The organism is Segatella copri (assembly GCF_002224675.1).
In the GTDB taxonomy this organism is placed as follows: Bacteria; Bacteroidota; Bacteroidia; order Bacteroidales; family Bacteroidaceae; genus Prevotella; species Prevotella copri_U.
Window position 1 is genome coordinate 149,124 of sequence record NZ_NMPZ01000003.1, and the last position, 24,164, is coordinate 173,287.

The following is a 24,164-nucleotide window of genomic DNA, read 5'->3' on the forward strand; positions in this document are numbered from 1 at the left end:
TGCAGCTATTTTTTGTTTATTTGAACGCTAGGAAAGGCTTCTTCTTGTTGTTCTTTGAAGTCTTTCTTCTTTCTTTTTAAGTCTTTTCCTAAAGAGCTGATGCTCTTTTTAATGCGCTTCCAGCCAGTTCTTTCCCCAGCCGGCATCCGCAATCAGAGGAACCTTGAGCTTATAGGCATTCTCCATTTCCTCTATCACGATTTTCTCTACCTTCTCTTTTTCCTCTGGATAAACAGAGAAGTTGAGTTCATCGTGTACCTGGATGATCATCTTGCTTTTGATGTCTTCTGCTTTGAAGCGGTTGAAGATCTTCACCATAGCAACCTTGATGATGTCGGCTTCTGATCCCTGGATAGGGGCATTGATGGCATTGCGCTCTGCGAAACCTCTTACTGTGCCGTTCTTGCTGTTGATATCTGGCAGGTAGCGACGACGGTGGAAGAGGGTTTCGGCATAGCCTTTCTCCCTTGCTATCTCTTTCGACTTCTCCATATAGGCATGTACGCCAGGGAAGGTGTGGAAGTAATCTTCTATGATTTGCTTCGCCTCTCGGTTCTCGATGTTCATGCGCTGGGCAAGGCCGAAGGTGGTGATGCCGTAGATGATACCGAAGTTGGCCGTCTTTGCTTTCTTGCGCTGGGCATCGGTTACGTCCTTGATGTCTTCATGCCAGATCTTGGCTGCAGTAGTAGCGTGGATGTCTGATCCTTCCAGGAATGCCTCTACCATATTAGGATCTTCGCTCAGGTGTGCCATGATGCGGAGTTCTATCTGGGAGTAATCTGCAGAAAAGAACAGACATCCCGGCTCTGGGATAAAGCATCTTCTTATCTCCTTTCCGTCATCATCGCGCACAGGGATATTCTGCAGGTTTGGATCGCTGGATGACAGGCGACCCGTAGCGGTGATGGTTTGGTTGAAAGAAGCATGAATATGACCTGTACGAGGATTGATGAGCTTAGGGAGGGCATCTACGTAGGTTCCCAACAGTTTCTTTAATCCTCTGTAGTTCAGAATCTCATCGATGATTGGACTCTTGCTGCGCAATTGCTGCAATACTTCCTCGCTCGTTACATATTGTCCGGTCTTCGTCTTCTTTGGCTTTTCCACAATCTTCATCTTGCCGAAGAGAATCTCGCCTACCTGACGTGGAGAACCGATATTGAATGACTCGCCTGCCAACTCATAGATATGATGTTCTATCTCATTGAGTCGGTTGGTTAAATTATTAGACGTTTCCTTCAATGTATCTGTGTCGATACATACGCCATTCATCTCCATGTGGGCAAGAACAGGCACCAACGGCATCTCTACATTCCAGAATAAATCCTCGCACTCTATCTCCTTGAGCTTTGGTTCGAGTACATTCTTCAGGCGCAGGGTGATGTCAGCATCTTCTGCTGCATACTCGTAAACTTCTGTCGGAGACAGGTCGCGCATTGATTTCTGGTTCTTTCCCTTAGGACCTATCAACTCTTCTATGTGAACCGTCTGGTATTTGAGATATACCTCGGCGAGGTAATCCATATTGTGATAAAGCTCCGGCTGGATGAGATAATGAGCAATCATCGTATCGAACATCTTTCCCTGTATCTCCACTCCGTAATTCATCAGCACTTCGTAATCGTACTTGATGTTTTGTCCTACTTTCAGGATTTCCGGATTTTCGTAGAGCGGTTTGAAGATGTTTACGAATTTTAAGGCTTCTTCACGTTCCGCTGGAATTGCTACGTAGAAAGCCTCTTTCTCCTTTACTGCAAAGCTCAATCCCACCAATTCTGCATCTACTGCGGAGGTGGAAGTGGTCTCTGTATCTAAACAGAGAATTTGCTTTGTAATTAAATAATCAAAGAGATTTTGTGCATCTTCTTCTGTTTCAATGAGTTTGTATGTATGAGCAACCGTTTTAATGGTCTCAAAACTTGTGTTTTCTTCCTCTTCTTGCCCATCGTCTTGCTGTGCGCCAAAGAGATCAAGCTCTCCTGTAGCCTTTGTTTGCACTTTTTGAGGTTTTTTAAGAACACGCTTGGCGAACGACTTAAACTCAAGATCGGTGAAGATTTCATCCAGCTTGGCATTGTCAGGTTCTTCTAGTTTTAAATCTTCCATCTTGAGCTCTACCGGTACATCGGTTCTGATGGTTGCCAGGAACTTCGAAATCTTGATGTCCTCTATGGCACTCTCCACTTTCTCGCGGAGCTTGCCTTTCACCTCGGCGCTATTTTCTATCAATCCCTCTACGCTTCCAAACTGGTTGATGAGTTTGATGGCTGTCTTCTCTCCAACACCCGGACATCCAGGGAAGTTGTCGGCAGAGTCACCCATCAATGCCAGAAGATCGATAACCTGGAGTGGGGAAGAGATGCTGTATTTCTCTTCAATCTCGGCAATGCCCAACTTCTCGTAACCACCGCCATGGCGAGGTCGGAACATGAAGACGTTGTCTCTTACCAGCTGGGCATAATCCTTATCTGGTGTGAGCATATAGGTTTCTATACCCATCTCGCCTGCCTTCAAGGCAACGGTACCAATGATATCATCCGCCTCGAAACCATCCACTTGAAGAATAGGAATATGATAAGCCTCCAGGATATTCTTGATGATAGGTACCGAGAGCTTGATGTCTTCCGGTGTCTCTTCTCGCTGTGCCTTATACGCAGGAAAAGCCTCGTGGCGGAAGGTTTTGCCATGGTCGAAAGCCACCGCAATATGGGTTGGCTTCTCCTTGGTGAGTATCTCGTTGAGGGTATTGCAGAAGCCCATTACACACGAAGTATTAAGTCCCTTCGAATTGATTCGAGGGGCTTTCATAAAGGCATAATACGACCTATAAATGAGCGCATATGCGTCTAAAAGGAACAATTTATCCATAATATTCATTTTTATGGTGTAAAATTACTAAAAAAATGCGATATTTCAAGAATAAATGCGTAATTTTGTATCAAATTTCAGAATTAATGGACTATTTATCACTTATTAAGCAGCCTATTGAGGCAGAATTGGCAGATTTTGTTGATTTGTTCAACAAATCTTTGATGCATAGCGATGGCCTTCTTTCCCAGGTGCTCGACCATATCCGTCAGCGCGCTGGTAAACGAATGCGCCCTATGCTCATCCTGTTGATGGCGCGAAATTTCGGCAAGGTTTCAGAGGTTACCCAGCATTCGGCAGTCGGTTTGGAGTTGCTCCATACCGCCTCTCTTGTGCATGATGATGTGGTAGATGAAAGCGGCGAGCGTCGTGGTCAGGCAAGTGTGAATGCTACTTATAACAATAAGGTAGCCGTGCTTGTTGGTGACTATATTCTTTCTACCGCTTTGCTTAATGTTTCCTATTCACACTCCGAGGAAATCGTACGCAATCTGGCCGAATTGGGTCGTATCTTGTCGAATGGTGAGATACTTCAGCTCAACAGTATTAGTAATGATGAAATCTCAGAAGAGATATATTATCAGGTAATCAAACAGAAAACAGCTGCTCTCTTTGAGGCTTGTGCAGGTATTGGTGCAATGTCAACCCATGCTTCTGCCATAGAGATAGAAGAGGCGAAGCGATTCGGTCAGAATCTGGGTATTATCTTCCAGATTCGTGATGACATCTTTGATTATTACGACTCCAAGGAGATAGGTAAACCTACCGGAAATGACATGACCGAGGGTAAGCTTACGCTTCCAGTAATCTATGCCTTGAAATCTACTGGTGATGAGGAGATGCTGAAGCTTGCACGAAAGGTGAAGGCTCGTACGGTATCGCGAGAAGAGATTGTTCAGCTTGTTGCATTTACCAAGGAAAACGGAGGTATTGAATACGCTGATAAGCGTATGTGGGATTTCCATGCCGAGGCGATGACTTTCCTTGATACCTATGTGGAGGATAAGAGCATCTATAATGCGCTGAAGGCTTATTTGGATTTTGTGATTGAACGAAAGGCGTAATGCCGTTTTATTATGCAATTTTGATTTAAAAATACTTTATATACATTATAGATAAGGGCTGGTTCTCTCGTTGAGAATCAGCCCTTTATCTTTTTATCTATCTACTTTGTCAAGATTTGATTTACACTATAGCCTTTTAGAAGTACTTGATTTCCTTTCCTACAAGCTCGCTCAAGAGAAGGTTGGTAAGACGTGAGGTTCCAAGGCGCAACCACTCGTTGGTAAGCCACTTTTCACCCAAAACTTCTTTCACGATGGTGTAGTAAACCACTGCGTCGTGAACGGTGTTGATGCCGCCAGCTGGCTTGAAACCAATCTGGATACCAGTCTTTTCATAATATGCCTTGATTGCCTGGCACATCACGTAAGCAGCCTCAGGGGTTGCTGAAACCTTCTCCTTGCCTGTAGAAGTCTTGATGTAATCAGAACCTGCATACATGGCAAGAATAGAAGCCTTCATAATATTGCTGCAGTTCTTCAAATCGCCTGTTTCCAGGATGCACTTCATCTTGTGCTCACCGCAGGTTGCCTTTAGTTCCTGAATGTCATCGCAGAGACCTTCGTAATCCTCGCTGAAGAATTTGCCGACTGGCATAACGATATCTACCTCTGTAGCGCCATCCTTGATAGCCATAGCTGTCTCGGCAATCTTTACCTCTATGAATGTCTGAGATGAAGGGAAATTGCCACTTACTACTGCGATTTCTACGCCATCTACTTCCAAACTCTGACTGATAAGTCCTGCGAAGTTAGGGTAGGTGCATACGGTTGCTACGTGAGGAAGTTCAGGATAATCCTTGGCAAATTGATTTACTTTCTCAATCATTGCCAGGATGCTTTCTTCTGTATCTTCTGTATGAAGAGATGTAAGTTCGATGCTGCCAAAGAGGAATTTCTTCACCTCCATGGTTTCGTTTTCTGCTACCTTCTCGTCAAGAATCTTCTTTACTTCTGCTGCTACTTCCTCGTCGTTGAGGTCGCAGTTATACTGTTTCAAGACAGATAAATACTTATCGTCTGACTCGCTGTATTGTCCCTGCTGCTGTGCAAGAACCTGTTCTTTAATGCTGCTCATACTTAATGTTACTTTTTTAATTATTAAAGTTGAGTTATCTATATTATTCTTTAAATTTCGGTTTTACTCCTTCAATTTTGAATCATTATGATCCTTCAATTTCGGGTTATTCTTATGTCTTTCAGCATCCCTTTGGGTCTTCTTGTCGATGCTTTTCTGGAGCTCTTCGGTAAGATCGATACCCGTTTGGTTAGCCAGACAGATGAGAACCCAGAGAACGTCAGCCATTTCCTCTCCTAGGTTAGGCTTTTCGCCTTTCTTGAAGCTCTGGTCGCCGTATGTTCGGGCGATGACACGAGCCAGTTCTCCTACTTCTTCCGTAAGACAAGCCATATTGGTAAGTTCGCTGAAATAGCGAACGCCATATTCCTTAATCCACTTATCTACTGCTTCCTGTGCTTCTTTTATTGTCATATTCTTATTCCTTATTATGGGTATCCATCATGATGGTAACCGGACCATCATTCAGTAATTCTACCTTCATGTCGGCACCAAATTCGCCTGTTCCTACAGGCTTTCCGAGTGCATCGGACAGCTTTTTGCAGAACTCTTCATAGAGTGGGATGCTGATTTCGTGCTTGGCAGCTCTTAGCCAGCTAGGGCGATTACCCTTCTTGTAGCTGGCGAATAGGGTGAACTGGCTAATCACCAGAACCTCGCCGTTTACATCCATGATAGAGCGGTTCATTACGTGATTCTCGTCGTCGAAAACACGAAGGCCTATGACCTTTCTAACCAACCAATCTACGTCTTCAGATGTGTCGCTTTCCTCAATGCCAAGAAGGATAAGATAGCCTTGTTTGATGGCTGATTTTACTTCTCCTTCGATGGTAACAGAGGCATGGCCGACACGTTGTATTACTATTCTCATATTACTACTTTGAACTTTGAATGTTGAACATTGAACTTTATGAATAGCATTTTGTGGAATTCTGGGTTCTGTTCAATCTTTATTATTATTATTTAGTTTCAACTGCAAATATACGACTTTTATTTCATATTCTCGCTCTTTTCTGTGAAATATTTCGCAAGAATTTCGGCTTTATGAGGGCCTAATACCTCGGCAAGCTGTTCCAGCGATGCTTCTTTTATCTTTTTCACGCTCTTAAACTTGCTCAGGAGCGCTTCTTTTGCCTTAGGACCGATGCCTTTGATGTCGTCTAACTCAGAATGGAGAGCGTGCTTGCTTCGCTTGTCGCGATGGAAGGTGATGGCGTATCTATGTACCTCGTCCTGTATCTGCGTCAATACCTTGAAAAGCTCGCTTTCCGGTGGTAGAGCGATGGTTTGTGGCGGAAAACCGTAGAGAAGTTCGTTGGTGCGATGGCGGTCGTCCTTGGCAAGACCTGCGATAGGGATTTCCAGGTGCAGTTCATCTTCTATCACCTCTCTTACCACCTCCATCTGCCCCTTGCCACCATCGGTGATGATGAGGTCTGGAAGTGGTGTTTCTTCCTCTATCATGCGGCTGTATCTGCGTCTTACCACCTCCTGCATCGAAGCATAATCATCCGGTCCTTCCACCGTCTTGATGTTGTATTTACGGTAGTCTTTTCGGGATGGTTTCATACCTTTATATACAATACATCCAGCCACGGCATCCGTGCCCGATATATTGGAATTATCGAAGCATTCTATCTGATAAGGCATCTTTGGAAGCTTCAGTTTCGTCTGCAATTCCTTCATCAATCGGGTTTGCTTCTGTTCAGGATTGAGCTTTTCTGCCTGCTTCAAACGGTCGAATTTATACTGCTTGCAGTTCATTTCCGACAGCTCCAGAAGGTGCTTCTTGTCGCCCCTCTGAGGCACGAAGAAGGTGGCGTCTTTCAGCTTCCATTCCATCTCGAAAGGTACGATGATCTCCTTCGAAGTGGAGTGGAAACGCTCCCTGATTTCCGGTATGGCGGTAATCAGAAGTTCCTCGTCGCTCTCCTCCAGCTTGCGCTTGTACTCGTAGGTAAAGCTCTGGTTGATGGTGCCGTTTTTCACGTGAATATAGTTGATGAAGGCGTTCTTATTGGTGTCATCATTCACGATTGTGAAGACATCCACATCGGTAATCGTATGGCTTACCACCTCGCTTTTTGCCTCAAAATCATCCAGCAACTGGTACTTCTTCTTGTATTCTTCGGCTATTTCAAAGCGGAGAAGTTCGGCATTTTTCATCATCAGATCATAGAGATATTTGCTTACTTCCCGGGTGTTTCCCTTCAGAATTTCACGCGCCTGGCGCATGTTTTCCTGGTACTCCTCATAGCTCTGTCTGTTGATGCAAGGGGCACCGCAGTTGTGAATATGGTACTCTAGGCAGGGCTTATATTTGCCTTCCGCCACGCCTTCTTTGGTGATAGGAAACCTGCAAGTACGGGGTTTATATAGCTTCTTGATGACCTCCAGAACGGCATACATACTGCCCACATGAGGGTAAGGACCGAAGAAAGTTCCCACCTTTTTGTTGATATGTCTCGTCTTGAAAATGCGGGGAAAATACTCGTTTGTAACGCATATAGAGGGGTAGGTCTTGCCGTCTTTCAGCAAAACATTATACCTTGGATTATACTTTTTAATAAGGCTGTTTTCCAGCAAAAGTGCATCTTCTTCGGTGTTTACGACGGTGTATGAAATGTCGAAAATCTTAGAAACAAGTACCTTTGTCTTGTATCTATCTACCTCTTTATGGAAGTAGGAAGATACTCTTCTCTTCAGATTTTTCGCCTTTCCTACATATATAATCGTGTGATTCTCGTCGTAATATTGATAGCTTCCCGGTTTCTCCGGCATGCTTAAAACGATGCTTTTTAACCGAGCTAATCTTTCCTCATTTTCTTGTTTCGTCATACCTTTATGGGGTTAAAATAGGGTAAAAGAGCGTTGCTGTTTCACGTGAAACGGCAACGCCCGTATGCTTTATAGCTGCAGAATTATATGTATTAATCAAGCATTTTTCATGCTTTACAACTGCAATAACGTAGATACTTCTACATCCTCATCGAAGTTCTTTCTGCCTTCGAAATTCTCGTTTACGAGCTCGATGATAAAGTTAGCATACACCTTCTTCGGGTGGAATTTCTTCACCAGATTGCAGGCTGCCTTCATGGTTCCGCCGGTAGCGAGAAGGTCGTCGTGAAGGAGGATTATGTCGTTCTCGTTGATGGCATCTTCGTGGATTTCGATGGTGTCCATACCGTATTCTTTCGCATAGCTTTCCTGCACGGTTTTGCATGGAAGCTTACCTGGCTTTCGGCACAAAACTACGCCTGCGCCGAGACGGATTGCAAGGGCAGAAGACATCACGAAACCACGTGATTCGATGCCTACAATCTTGGTAATACCTTTGTCTTTGTAGATCTCGTACATCTCATCGCAGATCTCTTTAAGAGACTCTGGATTCTTAAACAGGGTACTAACATCGCGGAAGTTTACACCCTTGATTGGCCAATCTGGAATGCAACGCAGATTGTCTAATAATAGCTGATTGTTCATTGTCTTTTATACTATAAATTAATACTATATTTTTTATTGTTTCTTCGAGTTTTGGCAGCTTTTACCGGCTGTGTTCCACGGAAACACTGAAGTTTTGCTTTAACCACAATTTACTTGATGCAAAAGGCTCTAAGCTCTTTGGTATCAAATGCTTTATGCAAGAGTGGTTTCACGTGAAACATTGCTGAGAATCCCTTGTTTTGCAGGTTTTTCTTGCTGAAACCGCCAATTCTGCTGCTTGTCTTCCTGGTAAGACGGGCAATGCATCTTTGCTTATCTTCCCAGTAGGACGAGCAGTACATTGATGTCGCTTGGAGATACACCTGGAATTCGGCTTGCCTGAGCCAACGTGTCAGGGTCGATGCGCTCGAGCTTTTGTCGTCCTTCTGTTGAGATTTCGAGAATCTCAGAGTAGTTGAAGCGTCCCTTGATTCTGATGTTCTCCAGACGGTGCATCTTGTCGGCGATGAGTCGCTCGCGCTCGATGTATCCTTTGTACTTCATCTTGATTTCTGCCGCCTCGGCAATCTCTTCTTTCCGGTTGTCTGGTGCTTCCATCGCTGCCTTCAGGTCGGGGATGATTTCCGACAGGTTCTGAAGGTTGAGATGCGGACGAGCCACGAGGTCGATGAGCTTGCAGCCGGCGCGGAGTGGAGTAGTGCCGAGTGCTTCGAGCTTCGGATTGATCTCGTCTTTCTTGATAGGATAGTTGGCACAGAAGTCGATGATTCTTTCGATGGCATTTTTCTTCTCCATCCACCAGTCGTAACGGTCGCGCTTGGCGATGCCGAGCTCGTATGCTTTTTCCGTGAGTCGGGCATCGGCGTCGTCCTGACGAAGCAGGATGCGGTACTCGGCTCTTGAGGTGAACATGCGGTATGGTTCATCTACACCCTTTGTGGTGAGGTCATCGATGAGTACGCCGATGTAACTCTCGTCTCGCTTCATCTCGAACGTCTTGTCGCCCACGCAATGAAGTGCAGCGTTGATTCCGGCAACCGTGCCCTGACCTCCTGCTTCTTCGTAACCGGTGGTTCCGTTTACCTGTCCGGCAAAGAAAAGTCCCTTGATGATTTTCGACTCCAGCGAATGCTTCAGCTGGGTTGGGTCGAAGTAATCATACTCGATGGCGTAACCTGGTCGGTAGATCTTTGCATCTCTCAATGCCGGGATTTCGTGGAGTGCATCCAGCTGGATATCCATCGGCATGCTGGATGAGAATCCGTTCAGGTACATTTCATTGGTGTCTTCACCTTCTGGTTCCAGGAAGAGCGGGTGCTGTTCCTTGTCGGGGAAGGTGACAAGCTTGGTTTCGATGCTTGGACAGTAACGGGGACCTGTGCTTTGGATTTGGCCATTATATAAAGGTGAGTCATCCAATCCGCTTTTCAGAATTTCGTGTACCTTGCTGTTTGTGTAGCATGTCCAGCAAGGAAGCTGTTTCAGAACTCTGTGGTTGCCCATGTACGAGAACTGATGGAAATCGATGTCGCCCGGTTGCTCCTCCATGTCTTCGAAGTGAACGCTTCGCTTGTCGATGCGGACAGGAGTTCCAGTTTTCATTCTTGCCGATGTGATTCCCCATCGGGTGATGCTTTCCGTGAAATGATGAACGGCAGGTTCTGCACATCTTCCACCTTCCACCATCTTTCTTCCCACGTGCATCAGTCCGTTGAGGAAAGTGCCGGCGGTGATGATGATGCTCTTGGCATAGAATTCTGCGCCCCAGATGGTGCGCACGCCGATTGCCTCTCCGTTTGCTACGAGCAGCTCGTCGGCCTGGTCTTGCCAGATGTCGAGATGGTCGGTATGGTCGAGAATGGTTCTCCATTCCCAGATGAACTTGCCACGGTCGCATTGAGCACGAGGACTCCATACGGCAGGTCCCTTTCCTATATTAAGCATACGGAACTGGATAGCCGTCTTGTCGGTGACGATACCCATCTGTCCGCCCAGTGCATCAATCTCTCGCACAATCTGTCCCTTGGCAATACCGCCTATGGCAGGATTGCAACTCATCTGACCAATCTTGTTCATGTCCATCGTTATCAAGCAGGTGTTAGCGCCCATGTTTGCCGAGGCAGCTGCTGCCTCGCATCCGGCGTGCCCTCCACCGATAACGAGTACGTCATAATTGAAGTTCATAATCTCTGTTTCTAATCTATATTTTATCTAATTTTCGGCAAAAGTAAGAAATTTAATTGAAATTTTAGCAAAAATACTTTGATAAATCATTAAAATATAGTAATTTTGCAGCAGACTTGCGAAAATATACCTATAAATGAGGATTGCAGAATGCCTTGAAAGTGGTATTGCAAGTACGAGATGAAGGAAATAATAAATTAGTTTCAAACAGTTAAATAATTAAAATTCAATCATTTATGTGGTTAATCAATTCATCTATTGGTAGAAAGGTAGTGATGTCAGTAACTGGTATCGCACTTATTCTATTCTTGACATTCCACGGTTGCATGAATGTGGTTGCGCTTTTCTCTGGAGAAGCTTACAACACAATCTGCGAGTTGTTGGGTGCTAACTGGTACGCCGTAGTTGCAACATTAGGTTTGGCAGCTTTGGCAGTTTGTCACATCGTTTACGCTTTCATCCTGACAGCACAGAACCGTCGTGCTCGCGGTAACCAGCGTTACGAGGTAACAGCAAAGCCAGAGAAAGTAGAGTGGGCTAGCCAGAACATGTTGGTGCTTGGTATCATCATCGTTCTCGGTTTGTTGCTTCACCTCTTCAACTTCTGGTACAACATGATGTTCGCTGAGCTTTTGGGTACAAGCTTCGGTCACAGCCCAGCAGACGGCTTCGCTTTCATCCAGGACACCTTCGCTAACCCAGTGTTCGTAGTTCTCTACATCATCTGGTTGGTAGCTCTTTGGTTCCACCTCACTCACGGTTTCTGGAGTGCTATTCAGACTCTCGGTTGGAACGGTAAGACTTGGTTCTGCCGTTGGAAGACTATTGGTATGATTTACTCTACCATCCTGCTTCTCCTCTTCATCGTTGTCGTATTGGCATTCGCTTTCGGTTGCGCTCCATCTTTGTGCTGCGCATAATTCGTGTAATCATTTAAGTATTAAAAAAGATTATGGCAAAAACATTAAATTCTAGAATACCTGAAGGACCAGTTGCTGAGAAGTGGACCAACTATAAGGCTCACCAGCGTTTGGTTAACCCAAAGAATAAGTTAAAGCTCGACGTTATCGTCGTAGGTACAGGTTTGGCAGGTGCTTCTGCAGCTGCTTCTCTTGGCGAGATGGGCTTCAACATCTTGAACTTCTGCATCCAGGACTCTCCACGTCGTGCTCACTCTATCGCAGCACAGGGTGGTATCAATGCAGCTAAGAATTATCAGAATGATGGTGACTCTGTTTACCGTCTGTTCTACGATACAGTAAAGGGTGGTGACTACCGTGCTCGTGAGGCTAACGTTTACCGTTTGGCTGAAGTGAGCAACGACATCATCGACCAGTGCGTAGCTCAGGGCGTTCCTTTCGCTCGTGAGTACGGTGGTATGTTGGCTAACCGTTCTTTCGGTGGTGCTCAGGTATCTCGTACATTTTATGCTAAGGGTCAGACAGGTCAGCAGCTCCTCCTCGGTGCTTACTCTTCTTTGAGCCGCATGGTTGAGGCAGGTAAGGTAAAGCTCTTCACCCGTTACGAGATGGAGGATATCGTTATCGTTGACGGTCACGCTCGTGGTATCATCGCCAAGAATCTGATCACAGGTAAGTTGGAGCGTTTCTCTGCCAACGCCGTAGTTATCGCTACCGGTGGTTATGGTAACGCTTACTTCCTTTCTACAAACGCTATGGGTTGTAACTGTACAGCAGCTATCCAGTGCTACCGCAAGGGTGCTGACTTCGCTAACCCATCTTATGTTCAGATTCACCCTACATGTATCCCTGTTCACGGTACAAACCAGAGTAAGTTGACTTTGATGTCAGAGTCACTCCGTAACGATGGTCGTATCTGGGTTCCTAAGAAGATTGAGGATGCCAAGGCATTGCAGGCAGGTACAAAGAAGGGTTCTGATATTCCTGAGGAAGACCGCGACTACTACTTGGAGCGCCGTTACCCAGCATTCGGTAACCTGGTTCCTCGTGACGTGGCTTCTCGTGCAGCTAAGGAGCGCTGCGACAAGGGCTTCGGTGTCAACAACACAGGTCTTGCCGTATTCCTCGACTTCTCTGAGTCTATCAACCGTCTCGGTATCGACGTTATCCTTCAGCGTTATGGCAACCTCTTCGATATGTATGAGGAGATTACCGACGTTAACCCAGGTGAGTTGGCTAACGAGATTAACGGCGTGAAGTACTACAACCCAATGATGATCTTCCCTGCTATCCACTATACAATGGGTGGTATCTGGGTTGACTACGAGTTGATGACCACTATCCCAGGTCTCTTCGCTATTGGTGAGTGTAACTTCTCTGACCACGGTGCTAACCGTCTTGGTGCATCTGCTTTGATGCAGGGTTTGGCTGACGGTTACTTCGTATTGCCATACACCATCCAGAACTACTTGGCCGACCAGGCATTGTGGCCAAAGCTCTCTACCGATCTCCCAGAGTTCGCAGAGGCAGAGGCAGGTGTTCAGAAGGAAATCGACCGCCTGATGGGTATCCAGGGCAAGCGCTCTGTAGATTCTATCCACAAGGAGTTGGGTCACATCCTTTGGGAGCACGTAGGTATGGGTCGTACCAAGGAAGGTCTTGAGGAAGGCTTGAAGAAGATGAAGGCTCTCCGCGAGGAATTCAACAAGAACCTCTTCATCCCTGGCAAGAAGGAAGGCTTGAACGTAGAGTTGGATAAGGCTATCCACTTGCGTGACTTCATCTTGATGGGCGAGTTGATCGCTTACGATGCATTGCACCGCAACGAGAGCTGTGGTGGTCACTTCCGTGAGGAGTACCAGACAGAGGAAGGCGAGGCTAAGCGTGATGACGAGAACTTCTTCTACGTAGGCTGCTGGGAGTATCAGGGCAACGATACAACTGCTCCAGTGCTCAACAAGGAACCTCTCGAGTATGAGGCAATTAAGGTACAGACAAGAAATTACAAGAATTAAAAAGCGAACAAGACAATGGCAAGAAATATAAGTTTCACAGTTAAGTATTGGAAGCAGGACGGTCCTACAGCACAGGGTCACTTCGATACACACGAGATGAAGAACATCCCAGATGATACTTCATTCCTCGAGATGCTCGACATCTTGAACGAGGAGCTCATCGAGTCAGGTCAGGAGCCTTTCGTCTTCGACCACGACTGCCGCGAGGGTATCTGCGGTATGTGCTCTCTCTATATTAATGGTACACCTCATGGTAAGACTGAGCGTGGTGCTACAACATGTCAGCTCTACATGCGTCGTTTCAACGATGGTGACGTTATCACCGTTGAGCCTTGGCGTTCTGCTGGTTTCCCTATCATCAAGGACTGTATGGTTGACCGTTCAGCATTCGACAAGATCATCCAGGCAGGTGGTTACACCAGCATCCGTACAGGTCAGGCTCAGGATGCCAACGCTATCCTGATTCCTAAGGAGAATGCAGACGAGGCAATGGATTGCGCTACATGTATCGGTTGCGGTGCTTGTGTTGCTGCATGTAAGAATGGTTCTGCCATGCTCTTCGTCAGCTCAAAGGTAAGCCAGTTGGCACTTCTCCCACAGGGTCGTGTAGAGGCTGCTACCCGTGCTAAGAAGATGATTGCACGCATGGATGAGCTTGGATTCGGTAACTGTACAAACACTCGTGCTTGCGAGGCTGTTTGTCCTAAAAACGAGTCTATCGCTAACATCGCCCGCTTGAACCGTGAGTTCTTGAAGGCTAAGTTGGCTGACTAATCCACCGTTTCTCTTGAGACACGGGAATTTTCTCTCTGCATCTTTACGGATGCGAGAGAATTTTCTCAAAAACCCTTCACTCTTCACCTTTTGAGTGTAAGCGATTGAAGGATAGGTAGTTGGGTGGGTGAAGAGTTGAAGTGACTCTTCACCCACCCTTCACCTTTTTATAGGGATAGGTGAAGAGTGGTGAAGAGTGGTGAAGAGTCAGCGCCACTCTTCACCTCTCGAATCCCCTGTGTTTATCGGGGTTTCAGACGAAAAGGTGAAGGGTGAAGAGTAAAAACGAGAGTAGGCTTTTTTACTGCGGAGGCCTCATTCTAATTTTTGCCTTGCCATGGCATTTTTTTGCCCTTTAGGAGGGCAATTTATTGCCATAGCCAGGCAATAATCCTTATGTCGTGAGAGGTTTAAAAGAACAGAAGTATTAAGCTATAAAAATATAAAGTACCATTCCATAAAGATATAAAAAGAGCATAAATGATGAACCAAGCTACTCAAGACTTTATTCGCCAGCACCAGGACGATGATGTCCGCCAGCTGGCTTTTCTCGGAAGCAAGTATCCGGAAGTAGATATGCCTTTCGCTCTCGATCAGATTCGCGGGCGAAAGATGGCTCGTGTCAAGTTACCTCGTTGGGCAAGTCTCGAAGGCATCATCTATCCTCCTCATATTTCTATGGAGCAATGCTCCTCTGAATCTACTGCGCTTTACAAGGCAGAACTGGCTGCGAGGTTGCTCGGCTTGCCGGCTTCTTCATCTGGAATCGAGATGAAGGCTGAAAATGAAATAGAGTTTGTTGACCTGACAGGTGGATTTGGAGTAGATTTCTCTTATATCGCAGCCCGATTGGGAGTGAAGTCGATGTATGTGGAGCGTCAGGCTCATCTCTGCGAGGCGGCAAAGGAGAACTTCGGGCGCTTGGGCTTGAAGAACGCCATCGTGAAGAATGGGGATGGAATTGAGGTTCTTCATTCTTTTCTGCCAAAGAAAGATGATGCTGCATCAACTGATGATTCTTTAGGCATCACTTATGACCAACCTCTGTCATTACTTAAGACCAAGCTTGGTCTTAAGTTAATCTTCATTGATCCTGCCCGTAGAGACGGTGCGGGCAACAAGGTGGTATCCTTGAAGGATTGCACGCCTGATGTCACCGTTTTGCAGGAAGAAATGCTTTCGAAGGCTGATTACGTCATCATCAAACTCTCTCCGATGCTCGACTGGCACCGTGCCATAAGCGAATTAAGCCACGTGAGAGAGGTTCATATCATCTCCGTGAACAATGAGTGCAAGGAGCTCCTTTTAGTGCTCTCAGCGCGAAATATGGACGAAAATCTCCGCATTTATTGCATCAATGATGCGCAATCCTTCGTCTGCGAAGAGTCGGATATGGAGACTTCTTCCGTCAAGATAGCCCCATCTACCCTTGAAGAGATGCAGTATCTTTACGAGCCGAATGCGTCGTTGATGAAAGCCGGCTGTTTCGGCATTCTTTCCGATCGATATGATGCAAGGATGCTTTCCAAGAACAGCCATCTTTTCGTGAGCCAGGCGCCTATCGAGGCTTTCCCTGGCAGAAGCTTCCGCATCATCGCCGTTTCTTCCTTTAATAAGAAGGAGTTGAAGCGTCATCTGTCAGGAATCACCAAGGCGAACATCGCCACCCGCAACTTCCCTCTTTCCGTGGCAGAATTGCGCAAGCGATTGAAGTTGAAAGATGGTGGTGAAACCTATATTTTCGCCACCACATTGAGCGACGAAAGCCATGTGCTGGTGATTACGGAGAAAAAATAAGCTGATTGTCTGAAAAAATAAGCTGATTTCCTGAAAAATCAAGTTCTAATCCTATAAGATGATTCCGCCAAAACCACCACTAATCGGGTGATATAAGCCACTTTGTGGCTCGTAATCATTCTTGAACCCCTAAAAAACTGAAAATAAAGATAGCAATATTTGGTCGTTTGGCGAAATATTGCTATTTTTGCATCCTATAATATTGCAAACTAGTTTGAAATCATGTCATTAATAGAAATTAAAAAGGTCGAAAGCAAGAAGGATTTGAAGACGTTCATCGACTTCCACTACGACCTCTACGAAGGCAACGAATACGATGTGCCTAATCTTTTCAGCGACGAAATGAATACCCTGAGCAAGGATAAGAACGCTGCGTTCGAGTTCTGCGAGGCAGAGTATTATCTTGCCTATAAGGATGGAAAACTGGCAGGTCGCGTTGCTGCTATCATCAACCATAAGGCAAACAATAAGTGGGGAAAGAAATCCGTTCGCTTCGGATGGATTGACTTCATCGACGACCGTGAGGTTTCGAAGGCTCTCTTGGATGCTGTGGAAAAGTATGGTAAAGAGAAAGGTATGGAGGATATGGTAGGTCCGCTTGGATTTACCGATATGGACCCTGAGGGAATGCTTACCTGGGGATTCGACCAGCTCGGCACCATGCCTACCATCTACAATTACCCTTATTATCCGGAGCACATCGAGGCCCTGGAGGGTTTTGTGGTAGATAACAAGTATGTGGAGTTCAAGATCATGGTACCTGATACCATACCGGAGAAGTACGCCAAGATAGCGATGATGATAGAGAAACGCTATAATCTGCATGTGCGCAAGCTTACCAAGAAGGAAGTCTTCCAAGGCGGAATGGGACAGAAGATTTTCGATCTCATCAACGATACCTATAAGGATCTCTATGGATATTCAGAACTCTCACAGAAGCAGATAGATCAGCTTATCAAGTCGTATCTCAGTTTTCTCGACTTCAACCTCATCACCTGTATCGAGGATTGGACGGGTGGAGAGCATAAGCTCATCGGTGTGGGAATCACCATGCCGTCGTTGGCTCATGCCCTGAGAAAGTGCCGCCGTGGCAGATTGCTGCCTTTCGGCTGGTATCATGTGTTGAGAGCCATCAAACAGCACAAGACCAACATCGTTGACCTCCTCCTCATCGGTATTCTTCCTGAATATCGTGCCAAGGGAGCGAATGCACTTCTCTTTGCCGATCTGATACCTTGGTACCAGAAGTATGGTATTGAGTGGGGCGAGACCCAGGTTGAGCTGGAAACCAATGCCGGTGTGCAGGGACAGTGGGGAGCTTTGACCCCAGTAATGCACAAGCGCAGAAAGTGCTACAAGAAGATTATTAAATAAGGAATTAAGGGATCTCCCCTAAAACATAGGAGGATTTTATGTCAGAAGATAATAGTGAATTGAAAGCCCCACAGGAGCAGCAGCCGGTAGAATATACCGATGACAACATCCGACACTTGAGTGATATGGAGCATGTACGTACTCGTCCGGGTATGTACATTGGTCGTCTGGGTGATGGTAACCTGCCGGAGGATGGAATCTACGTACTCTTGAAAGAGGTGGTAGATAACTCTATCGATGAGTTCAAGATGGGGGCTGGCGCCAGATTGGAGATTGATATCGAAGATCATCTGCGGGTCAGTGTGCGCGACTATGGTCGTGGTATTCCTCAAGGTAAACTTGTCGAGGCTGTGAGCGTGCTGAATACCGGTGGTAAGTACGACAGCAAGGCGTTCAAGAAGAGTGTCGGCTTGAACGGAGTGGGTGTGAAGGCGGTGAACGCCCTCAGCTCTCATTTCGAGGTAAAGTCATTCCGTGACGGCAAGGTGCGCCATCTGAAGTTTGAGAAAGGTATTCTGCAGAGCGATGTTACCGAAGATACGGAGGACGAGAACGGTACCTTCATCTTCTTCGAACCGGATAATACCCTGTTCAAGAACTATTCTTTCCACGATGATTTCGTGGAAACCATGCTCCGTAACTATACTTATCTGAACACCGGACTCACCATCATGCACAATGGTCGCCGCATCCTCAGCCGTCATGGTTTGAAGGATCTCCTGACCGATAACATGACCAATGAAGGTCTTTACGAGATTGTTCACATGAAAGGCGAAGACATCGAGATTGCCTTTACCCATACCAATCAGTATGGCGAGGAGTACTATTCCTTCGTGAATGGTCAGCATACCACCCAGGGCGGTACTCATCAGAGTGCCTTCAAGGAGCATATCGCCAGAACCATCAAGGAGTTCTACGGCAAGTATGAGTATGGCGACATCCGAAACGGACTGGTGGCTGCCATTGCACTGAACGTAGAGGAGCCGGTGTTTGAGAGTCAGACGAAGATTAAGCTCGGAAGTACCACAATGTCTCCGAACGGGGGCGAAACCATCAATAAGTATGTGGGCGATTTCCTGAAGAAGGAAGTAGATAACTATCTCCATATCCACAAGGATGTGGCTGAGATTCTGGAGAACAAGATCAAGGAGAGTGAGCGTGAGCGCAAGGCGATGGCTGGCGTTACCAAACTGGCTCGTGAGCGTGCCAAGAAGGCGAACCTTCACAACCGCAAGCTGCGCGATTGCCGCATCCACTTCAGCGATGCCAAGAACGAGCTGAAGGAGGCAAGCTCCATCTTCATCACCGAGGGTGATTCTGCCAGCGGAAGCATTACCAAGAGCCGTGATGTGAACACCCAGGCGGTATTCTCGCTGCGAGGCAAGCCGTTAAACTGCTATGGTCTGACCAAGAAGGTGGTTTACGAGAACGAGGAGTTCAACCTGCTCCAGGCAGCTCTCGATATCGAGGACGGATTGGACGGATTGAGATATAATAAGGTGATTGTGGCTACCGATGCCGATGTAGATGGAATGCACATCCGATTGCTCATCATCACCTTCTTCCTGCAGTTCTTCCCTGACCTCATCAAGAAGGGCCACGTGTATGTGCTTCAGACTCCATTGTTCCGAGTGCGCAACAAGCGAACCAAGATCAAGAACAAGCAGGCGGTGGCTGATGCCGATGCCAAGTTGGGTCCTAAGGAGAAGAAGGGCGATTTCATCACGCATTACTGTTACAGCGATGAGGAGCGACAGCAAGCCATCAGAAACCTTGGTCCTGACCCGGAAATCACCCGATTCAAGGGTTTGGGAGAGATTTCGCCAGAGGAGTTTGCCCACTTCATCGGTCCGGATATGCGATTGGAGCAGGTTACGCTCCACAAGACCGACCAGGTGCAGAAACTCCTGGAGTATTATATGGGTAAGAATACGATGGAACGTCAGAACTTCATCATCGATAACTTGGTGATTGAGGAGGATATTCCGGAGGAAGACTCAGCACCGCTGGATTAGGATAAGTGAAAAGTGAAGAACGAAGGATTCTCTCTTTTCTAAGCAATAAGTTCAAAGTAAATGAAAAAATATCTATTTATAGCGCTCCTGGCGTTCCTGGCAGTAACTTCTGCCAGTGCCCAGCTGCGTATCAAGATGGGCAAGAATAGCCCGATAGAGAAGTTGGGTAGGGCGGAAATCGCCATTACCAACCTCTATGTGGATAGTGTGGATGAGAACAAGCTTGTAGAGGACGCCATCCGTGGTATGCTCGAGAAGCTCGACCCTCATTCCTCTTATGCCACAGCCAAGGAAACCAAGGCGATGAATGAACCGCTGAATGGCAGTTTCGATGGCATTGGCGTGCAGTTTAACATGGTAGATGATACCTTGCTCGTCATCCAGCCCGTAGTGAATGGTCCTTCCGAGAAGGTGGGAATCATAGCCGGCGATCGCATCGTTGCGGTGAATGATACGGCTATTTCGGGCGTGAAGATGAGCAAGGAGGAAATCATGAAGCGCCTCCGTGGTCCTAAGGGAACCACGGTGAATCTTACCATCGTGCGCCGTGGCATCAAGGACAAGCTTACTTTCAAGGTGAAGCGTGACAAGATTCCGGTAACCACGATGGATGCGGCTTATATGATTCGTCCGGGAATCGGATACATTCGACTGGGAAGCTTCGGCCTGACCAGCTACAAGGAGGTGACTACGGCGATGGATTCGCTCAAGAAAGTGGGAATGAAAGACCTGATCTTCGACCTTGAGGATAATGGCGGCGGCTACCTTCAGGCAGCCGCTCAGATAGCCAACGAGTTCCTGCAGAAGGGAGATCTCATCGTTTATACCAGTGGTCGTGCAGCTCCCCGTCAGGAGTACAAGGCGCAGGCTAACGGAAGATGGCGCAAGGGCAAGGTGGTGGTGCTTACCAATGAGTTTACAGCTTCTGCCGCAGAGATTGTTTCCGGAGCCATCCAGGATCAGGACCGTGGAGTAGTGGTAGGTCGCAGAACCTTCGGCAAGGGATTGGTTCAGCGTCCGCTTACCTTCGATGATGGCAGCGAGATTCGTCTCACCATCGCCCATTATTATACGCCTAGCGGCAGATGCATCCAGAAGCCGTATAAGAAGGGAGACAGACTGGATTATGCGATGGATCTCGACAATCGCTACAAGCATGGCGAGTTCACCAACCAGGACAGCATCCATCTTTCCGATAGCTTGAAGTATTATACTTTGCGCAAGCACCGTGTGGTTTATGGTGGTGGCGGAATCATGCCCGATTATTTCGTGCCATTGGATACTACCAAGTACACCAAGATGCACCGTCAGCTGGCAGCCAAGAGCATCGTCATCAACCACAGCCTGAAGTTTATCGATGCGCATCGCAAGGAATTGAAGAGCCAGTATAAGGATTTCAACAAGTTCCTGGCAAGCTACGAGGTTCCTTCTTCGCTCATCGAAGCCATTATTGCAGAGGGCAAGAAAGAGAAGATAGAGCCTAAGGATGAGGCTGAATTGACTCAGACAAAGAAATACCTCGCCCTGCAGTTGAAGGCCCTTGTAGCAAGAGATATCTGGGATATGAGTCAATACTTCCAGGTTTGGAACGAGACCAACGAGATTGTTCAGCGTGCCGTGAAGCTGCTGACCACGGGGAAGTAACTATAGAAAAAACGGCTGTTAACTGTTAACCTGTTAACCCGTGAGGTAATGAGATAAGAAAAGGTCGTGAGGTTTCTGATAGAACTTCACGACCTTTTTTGTGTATTTATCTTTTTCCGAATTCATGAATCCTTTCTGAATTCATTTACTTCTTCTCATGCATGCGATCCCATTTCAGATAGATTCCGGCAAGGATGGTGCCCGAAATACTGTGCCAGGCACAACTGATGGCGCAAGGCAATACGGCGAGGGGCTGGGCGGCGAAGAAATTGCCCGCAAGAACCGTGGCAAGACCGGCATTCTGCATTCCCACCTCAATACTGATGGTGCGCTTCTTAGCTGTATTGAAGCCCGCCAGCTTTCCGGCAAGCCAACCGAGACAGTAACCCAGGGTGTTGTGGCAGAAAACCACGGCAAAAGTCCAGAGGAAAAGCGATAAGCCACGAGCCACCAAGTCATCGTGAACCGTAGAAATCACACCTCCCACAATAATCGCCAGACAGGTGACGCTGATGCCCGGCATCAGACTCTGGATGGTAGGGAAGCAATCCTTCTTGCCATAGATATAATTCAAAGCGCAGCCGATGGCCACAGGGATAATCGTAACTATCAGAATGTTGATGAACATTCCCACAGCATCTACATGGATAATCTCGCCTGCCGTAATCTTCATCAGCAGCGGAGTCATCACTGGCGCAAGAATCGTAGAGGCGCAGGTCATTCCTACGGAGAAAGCTACGTCGCCATGACACAGATAACTCATGATGTTGCTCGAAACGCCGCCCGGACAGCAACCTACCAGCAGGATTCCGAGTGCCAGGGCTGGGTCAAGATGCCACACATGAACCAGGGTATAAGCCACGCCAGGCATGATGATGAACTGGGCGCAGGCACCGATGAAGACATCCAGCGGGCGCTGAGCCAGAATCTTGAAGTCGTTGGTGGTCAGGGTCAAGCCCATGGTGAGCATGATGATGCCGAGAATGACGGTTTGAGTAGTTCCGCGCACCCAGTCGAAGGTATGTGGGAAGAAGAATGTGAATACTGCTACACCTATTACAAAGATAGAGGTGTAATTGGCCAGCAACTTGCTGAGCCCCTGAAAAAACTTTAGCATAATTCTATTTCTTTTTAAAATCCTGATATTTCTCTCTTATTTGCAATCTCTGGGATGATTGTCTTTGACAATCTCTCTTCTTTCTTTCTCTCCTCTCCTCCTTCTTTCCTCGCTTTCAATATTGGGTGCAAAAGTACGTCTTTTCTACCGAATAAACAAATTATTCAATAATTAAATATCAAATTATAATATTTTTGTTGGTTTAAGCTTACGAATCTGCACGAATCTTCTTGGATTGTGCAAAATCTGAGGCAAAATAATTCGGCTTTTCTTCTTTAATTCCGCAACAAATGTGTAACTTTGCACCCATATTATCGATAATAGTCATAGAATGAACGAAGATTTTGATATAAGACAACAGACGGTTTCTCCTGCCGAAAAGGAATTCGAGAAAGCACTGCGCCCACTGAAGTTCTCCGACTTCAGCGGACAGAATGGCGTGGTGGATAATCTCGAAGTCTTCGTAGAGGCTGCCAAGTATCGTGGCGAACCGCTCGACCATACCCTCTTGCACGGTCCTCCGGGATTGGGTAAGACCACATTGAGTAACATCATCGCCAACGAACTGGGTGTGGGCTTCAAGATTACATCAGGCCCTGTGCTCGATAAGCCGGGCGACCTGGCAGGTATCCTTACCTCCCTGGAGCCTAACGATGTGCTCTTCATCGATGAAATCCACCGCCTTTCGCCAGTGGTAGAGGAGTATCTCTATTCGGCGATGGAGGATTACCGCATCGACATCATGATAGACAAGGGGCCTTCGGCACGAAGCATCCAGATAGATTTGAATCCGTTTACCCTCGTGGGAGCCACCACCCGTAGCGGACTTCTCACGGCTCCGCTCCGTGCCCGTTTCGGAATCAATCTGCATCTGGAATACTACGACCCTGAGACGCTTCAGAAGATTATCAAGCGAAGTGCGATGCTCCTGCAGGTGCCGATAGAAGATGAGGCGGCAGTAGAAATCTCCCGCCGCTCGCGTGGAACCCCTCGTATCGCCAACTCATTATTGCGAAGAGTGCGTGATTTCGCCCAGGTGAAGGGCAACGGAACCATCACTTACGAGATTGCCCAGATGGCGCTCAAGGCACTGAACATCGACCAGTATGGCTTGGACGAGATAGACAACAAGATTCTCACCACCATCATCGACAAGTTCCGTGGAGGTCCGGTGGGCGTAAGCACCATTGCCACGGCTATTGGCGAAGATGGCGGCACCGTAGAGGAGGTTTACGAGCCATTCCTCATCATGGAAGGCTTCATCAAGCGTACGCCACGAGGCAGAATGGCCACCAAGCTTGCCTATGATCATCTCGGCAGGAATCCGTATGGAAGCAACATCATGCAGGGCGACCTGTTTGAATAAAGTTCAAAGTAATGAAGATAGGAATATTTACGGGTACATTCGACCCATTTACGATAGGACATCAGAACATCGCCGAGCGTGCCTTGCCCATGTTCGACAAGCTCGTGATTGCAGTAGCGATGAGCAAGCTGAAACATGCGCAGGAGGAAATCTCGAAGCGTGTGGAGGATATTAAGGCTGTTTTTCCGAAGGAATGTGCAGAGCTGGTAGATGCGGAGGATGCTTCCAAGGGTTATCGCCTGGAGGTGGTTGCCTACGATGACCTCACCATCGACCTGGCGCATCGCCTGGGAGCCAAGTTCCTGGTTCGCGGCGTTCGTTCAGCCAAGGATTTCGAGTACGAGCGAGAGCAGGCTGACATCAACAAGCAGTTGGGCGGCGTAGAAACCATCCTGCTGTTTTCCGACCCAAGATACAGCAGCATCAGCTCAACGCTGGTTAGGGAATTGAGATTCTTCGGAAGAGAAGTAGATGAATTTTTACCAAAAATAAAATAAAAATAGG

18 protein-coding genes are annotated in these 24,164 nt (G+C 47.0%); 10 read left to right on the forward strand and 8 right to left on the reverse strand.

Features of this window, described 5'->3' with window-relative positions; translation table 11 throughout:
- Positions 1 to 108: 108 nt before the first annotated feature.
- The gene (polA, locus tag CFT61_RS03380) at positions 109 to 2,871 is read right to left on the reverse strand and encodes a DNA polymerase I (RefSeq protein ID WP_089543106.1); all 2,763 of its coding nucleotides are present in this window, start codon (positions 2,869 to 2,871) and stop codon (positions 109 to 111) included.
- 86 nt (positions 2,872 to 2,957) lie between these two features.
- Between polA and CFT61_RS03385 the strand changes: the two genes are divergently transcribed.
- The gene (locus CFT61_RS03385; protein ID WP_089543073.1) at positions 2,958 to 3,935 is read left to right on the forward strand and encodes a polyprenyl synthetase family protein; all 978 of its coding nucleotides are present in this window, start codon (positions 2,958 to 2,960) and stop codon (positions 3,933 to 3,935) included.
- A 136-nt stretch (positions 3,936 to 4,071) separates the two neighbouring features.
- Here the strand turns inward: CFT61_RS03385 and deoC are convergent, their stop codons facing one another.
- The 6 genes from deoC to mnmG form a co-directional block, all read right to left on the reverse strand.
- Complete coding sequence (gene deoC, locus CFT61_RS03390; RefSeq protein ID WP_089543074.1) at positions 4,072 to 5,010, reverse strand: deoxyribose-phosphate aldolase; 939 nt, start codon at positions 5,008 to 5,010, stop codon at positions 4,072 to 4,074.
- Between the two features lie 63 nt (positions 5,011 to 5,073).
- Entirely contained in the window at positions 5,074 to 5,424 is a 351-nt protein-coding gene (locus CFT61_RS03395) for a nucleotide pyrophosphohydrolase (protein WP_089543075.1), read from the reverse strand.
- A gap of 4 nt (positions 5,425 to 5,428) precedes the next feature.
- A complete protein-coding gene (gene dtd / locus CFT61_RS03400; protein WP_089543076.1) occupies positions 5,429 to 5,881 on the reverse strand; it encodes a D-aminoacyl-tRNA deacylase in 453 nt (150 codons plus the stop codon).
- A gap of 119 nt (positions 5,882 to 6,000) precedes the next feature.
- On the reverse strand, positions 6,001 to 7,848 hold the full coding sequence (gene uvrC, locus CFT61_RS03405; protein WP_089543077.1) for an excinuclease ABC subunit UvrC: 1,848 nt from the start codon (positions 7,846 to 7,848) through the stop codon (positions 6,001 to 6,003).
- 114 nt (positions 7,849 to 7,962) lie between these two features.
- Positions 7,963 to 8,493: an adenine phosphoribosyltransferase gene (locus tag CFT61_RS03410; protein WP_089543078.1), complete on the reverse strand. Its 531-nt coding sequence runs from the start codon at positions 8,491 to 8,493 to the stop codon at positions 7,963 to 7,965.
- A gap of 273 nt (positions 8,494 to 8,766) precedes the next feature.
- Positions 8,767 to 10,638, reverse strand: a complete 1,872-nt coding sequence (gene mnmG / locus CFT61_RS03415; RefSeq protein ID WP_089543079.1) for a tRNA uridine-5-carboxymethylaminomethyl(34) synthesis enzyme MnmG — start codon at positions 10,636 to 10,638, stop codon at positions 8,767 to 8,769.
- A gap of 236 nt (positions 10,639 to 10,874) precedes the next feature.
- Between mnmG and CFT61_RS03420 the strand changes: the two genes are divergently transcribed.
- The 7 genes from CFT61_RS03420 (at position 10,875) to CFT61_RS03450 (ending at position 21,177) form a co-directional block, all read left to right on the forward strand.
- Positions 10,875 to 11,558: a succinate dehydrogenase/fumarate reductase cytochrome b subunit gene (locus CFT61_RS03420; RefSeq protein WP_089543080.1), complete on the forward strand. Its 684-nt coding sequence runs from the start codon at positions 10,875 to 10,877 to the stop codon at positions 11,556 to 11,558.
- Between the two features lie 32 nt (positions 11,559 to 11,590).
- The gene (locus CFT61_RS03425; RefSeq protein WP_089543081.1) at positions 11,591 to 13,573 is read left to right on the forward strand and encodes a fumarate reductase/succinate dehydrogenase flavoprotein subunit; all 1,983 of its coding nucleotides are present in this window, start codon (positions 11,591 to 11,593) and stop codon (positions 13,571 to 13,573) included.
- Between the two features lie 15 nt (positions 13,574 to 13,588).
- Complete coding sequence (locus CFT61_RS03430; protein WP_089543082.1) at positions 13,589 to 14,347, forward strand: succinate dehydrogenase/fumarate reductase iron-sulfur subunit; 759 nt, start codon at positions 13,589 to 13,591, stop codon at positions 14,345 to 14,347.
- Between the two features lie 480 nt (positions 14,348 to 14,827).
- Positions 14,828 to 16,144, forward strand: coding sequence for a THUMP-like domain-containing protein (locus CFT61_RS03435; protein WP_089543083.1), 1,317 nt, complete (start codon positions 14,828 to 14,830; stop codon positions 16,142 to 16,144).
- A gap of 222 nt (positions 16,145 to 16,366) precedes the next feature.
- Positions 16,367 to 17,518, forward strand: coding sequence for an N-acetyltransferase (locus CFT61_RS03440; RefSeq protein ID WP_089543084.1), 1,152 nt, complete (start codon positions 16,367 to 16,369; stop codon positions 17,516 to 17,518).
- A 38-nt stretch (positions 17,519 to 17,556) separates the two neighbouring features.
- Positions 17,557 to 19,533, forward strand: coding sequence for a DNA topoisomerase IV subunit B (locus CFT61_RS03445; protein WP_089543085.1), 1,977 nt, complete (start codon positions 17,557 to 17,559; stop codon positions 19,531 to 19,533).
- 60 nt (positions 19,534 to 19,593) lie between these two features.
- Positions 19,594 to 21,177, forward strand: a complete 1,584-nt coding sequence (locus tag CFT61_RS03450) for a S41 family peptidase (protein WP_089543086.1) — start codon at positions 19,594 to 19,596, stop codon at positions 21,175 to 21,177.
- Positions 21,178 to 21,322: 145 nt separating this feature from the next.
- On the opposite strand, the gene CFT61_RS03455 is transcribed toward CFT61_RS03450, so the two are convergent.
- Positions 21,323 to 22,294: a bile acid:sodium symporter family protein gene (locus tag CFT61_RS03455; RefSeq protein WP_089543087.1), complete on the reverse strand. Its 972-nt coding sequence runs from the start codon at positions 22,292 to 22,294 to the stop codon at positions 21,323 to 21,325.
- Positions 22,295 to 22,625: 331 nt separating this feature from the next.
- Here CFT61_RS03455 and ruvB point away from each other — a divergent pair, with 331 nt between their 5' ends.
- Both ruvB and coaD read left to right on the forward strand, forming a co-directional pair.
- Positions 22,626 to 23,660, forward strand: a complete 1,035-nt coding sequence (gene ruvB / locus CFT61_RS03460; RefSeq protein WP_089543088.1) for a Holliday junction branch migration DNA helicase RuvB — start codon at positions 22,626 to 22,628, stop codon at positions 23,658 to 23,660.
- An 11-nt stretch (positions 23,661 to 23,671) separates the two neighbouring features.
- Positions 23,672 to 24,157 (forward strand): pantetheine-phosphate adenylyltransferase, encoded by a 486-nt coding sequence (gene coaD / locus CFT61_RS03465; protein ID WP_089543089.1) that lies wholly within the window; start codon positions 23,672 to 23,674, stop codon positions 24,155 to 24,157.
- Positions 24,158 to 24,164: the final 7 nt, after the last annotated feature.